This is a genomic window from Natrinema soli (assembly GCF_028618695.1).
The window spans coordinates 1-2,152 of record NZ_JAQIVI010000201.1 but is presented as its reverse complement, the minus strand read 5'-3'; the positions used below and the strand labels follow the sequence as shown (position 1 = coordinate 2,152).

Genomic DNA, 2,152 nt, shown 5'->3' with positions numbered 1-2,152 from the left:
CGGCTCGAGCGACTCGATGGGATGGTCGCCGACGGTCCGGCCGAGCAGTTCCGCCTCCTCGTCTGGCTCCGGATAGCCGAGGTGGAGCTTCTTCATGAACCGGTCGAGTTCGGCGAAGGGCAGATCGTAGGTCCGATTCGGTTCGACGGCGTTCTGGGTCGCGATCACGGTAAACGGCGTCGGCAGCTCGCGCGTCCGGCCGTCGGTGGTGACCTGTCCCTCCTCCATGGCCTCGAGCAGGGCGGCCTGCGTCTTGGGCGGCGCGCGGTTGATCTCGTCGCCGAGGACGATGTTGCCGAAGACGGGACCGGACTGAAACTCGAACTCGCGGGTCTTCTGGTTGAAGACGTTCACACCGGTGACGTCGGTGGGGAGGAGATCCGGCGTGAACTGGACGCGACTGAACGTGCAGTCGACGGATTTGGCGATCGAACGCGCCAGCATGGTCTTGCCGACGCCGGGAACGTCGTCGAGCAGGACGTGTCCGCGCCCGAGGACGGCGGTGACGACGTGTTCGATGGCGTCGTCGTGGCCGACGATCACGCGCGAGACGTTCGTCTCGATGTCGGCACACAGTCGTTCGACCGTCGGAATTCGGAGGGCGTCGCCGTCGGCCGTCGACTCGGTGCCTACGTCTACTGTCGGGTTTGCGTCAGTCATAGTGTCGAAGGTGTCCGCGGGGACCCGGACGACGCGGTCATTACGACGACATCCGTGGCTCCGGAACATATGCTTTGTGTCACATGAACCACCAGTTATGCGAGAAGACATCGCCGTCGTCGTCCCCGTCGTGACGCTCCGCTCGGGACGAGCGCGGTCCTCGAGCGAGTCACGAACGATCTCACACGAGAACAGTTCCACTCATAGCCGAGAGCCGCCGCTACCCGAGTAGCAATCAGAGAACGATACCACTCGACGGAACAGCCTAGACTCGCTCGAGGTTCGTCGCGCGTGGCCCTTTTTCGGCCTCCTCGATATCGAACTCGACCTCCTGCCCCTCTTCGAGGTCGGGACCGCCGACGTCTTCCATGTGGAAGAACACGTCGTCGTCCGCGTCGTCAGTTTCGATGAATCCGTAGCCGCCTGTGTCGTTGAAGAAGTCGACCGTACCTTTCGCCATTGCGTCCCAATAGAACCGCGACGAAGATATAAATCTTCGGGAGCACATTTGCAGGCATTCCTCGAGAAGTACGCTGTTACCCCAGCCAGTCATCCGTTACCACTCCTTGCAGTCGGGACAGACTAGATCGCCGTCAGAACGCCAGACACGGTCGGTCGCGCCGTCGCACTGACTGCAGTCGAACTCGCCCCAGGCGTACGTGGAGTGTTCCGCTTCGCCAGTGGAGTCGTCCGCGTCCGCTGATGGAGCGTCGGAGTCGACACCCGATGCTGGGCCGGCGTTGGCGTCCGGTGCGGGGTCGGCAGCGGTTTCCGGCGCTGGGTCGGCAGCGGTTTCAGGTGCTGGCTCGTCGTCGACTCCCGCTGTCGAGTCGCCGTCGGTCCTCGAGTCGTCGTCCGACTCGTCGGTAGCGTCGGACGCGAAATCCGAGAGCGTCGCGTCGTCGGTCACGGACGGGAGTACGAGCGCCGGTGGCTTAATCGCTCGCTTCCGCTCTCGAGGACGACGCACAGCGAGCGGCGTTGAACGGGACCGGTACGGCCAAGTAGCACGGGTCACAACGCCCGATTATGGACACCGTCACACCGCTGAACGTCGCGAATCGCGTCGTGAACGACCTCTCCGAAATGACCGAACTCTTCGGTGATGTCGCGATGGGCGCGGGACTCGCACCGCTACTCATCCTGACCGGCGCGCTCCTCGTCGCCTTCTCGATGGGCGTCTTCGGCGTCCTCACCCTCGGCGCGGTCGGAAACCTCTTCACCGCGAACTGACCGCGGTGGCTGACTTTTCACTCGCGTTGCATCTCGTTCGCCCGAGCGAGCGCCTCGCTCGCCCGTTCGATCGCATCCTCGAGATCCGGACCCAGCGGCGAGCCGACGACGATCCCGTCGACGTGCTCGAGCGCCGCGGCGAACCGGTCCGCGACCGTCTCCGTCGTTCCAGCGATACAGAACGCGTCGATCATCGCCGGGGTAACGCGACCGAAGGCCTCGGGAAGCGCCCCTCGCTCGAGCGCCTCGCTCACCGCGG

Annotated in this window: 4 protein-coding genes and 1 pseudogene; 1 reads left to right on the top strand and 4 read right to left on the bottom strand. The window is 64.4% G+C overall.

Features of this window, described 5'->3' with window-relative positions; all coding sequences use genetic code 11:
* From PGX04_RS13140 to PGX04_RS13130, 3 genes are all read right to left on the bottom strand, one after another.
* The coding region (locus tag PGX04_RS13140) for an AAA family ATPase (protein WP_273738912.1) at positions 1 to 660 on the bottom strand (660 nt) is incomplete at its 3' end.
* 265 nt (positions 661 to 925) lie between these two features.
* Complete coding sequence (locus PGX04_RS13135) at positions 926 to 1,120, bottom strand: cold-shock protein (protein ID WP_098725289.1); 195 nt, start codon at positions 1,118 to 1,120, stop codon at positions 926 to 928.
* A gap of 96 nt (positions 1,121 to 1,216) precedes the next feature.
* Positions 1,217 to 1,570, bottom strand: coding sequence for a DUF7573 domain-containing protein (locus PGX04_RS13130; protein WP_273738911.1), 354 nt, complete (start codon positions 1,568 to 1,570; stop codon positions 1,217 to 1,219).
* Positions 1,571 to 1,689: 119 nt separating this feature from the next.
* Here PGX04_RS13130 and PGX04_RS13125 point away from each other — a divergent pair, with 119 nt between their 5' ends.
* Positions 1,690 to 1,893, top strand: a complete 204-nt coding sequence (locus tag PGX04_RS13125; RefSeq protein WP_273738910.1) for a DUF8024 family protein — start codon at positions 1,690 to 1,692, stop codon at positions 1,891 to 1,893.
* 17 nt (positions 1,894 to 1,910) lie between these two features.
* Here PGX04_RS13125 and PGX04_RS13120 read toward each other — a convergent pair.
* A pseudogene (locus PGX04_RS13120) lies at positions 1,911 to 2,152 on the bottom strand (5,10-methylenetetrahydromethanopterin reductase); the annotation flags it as partial.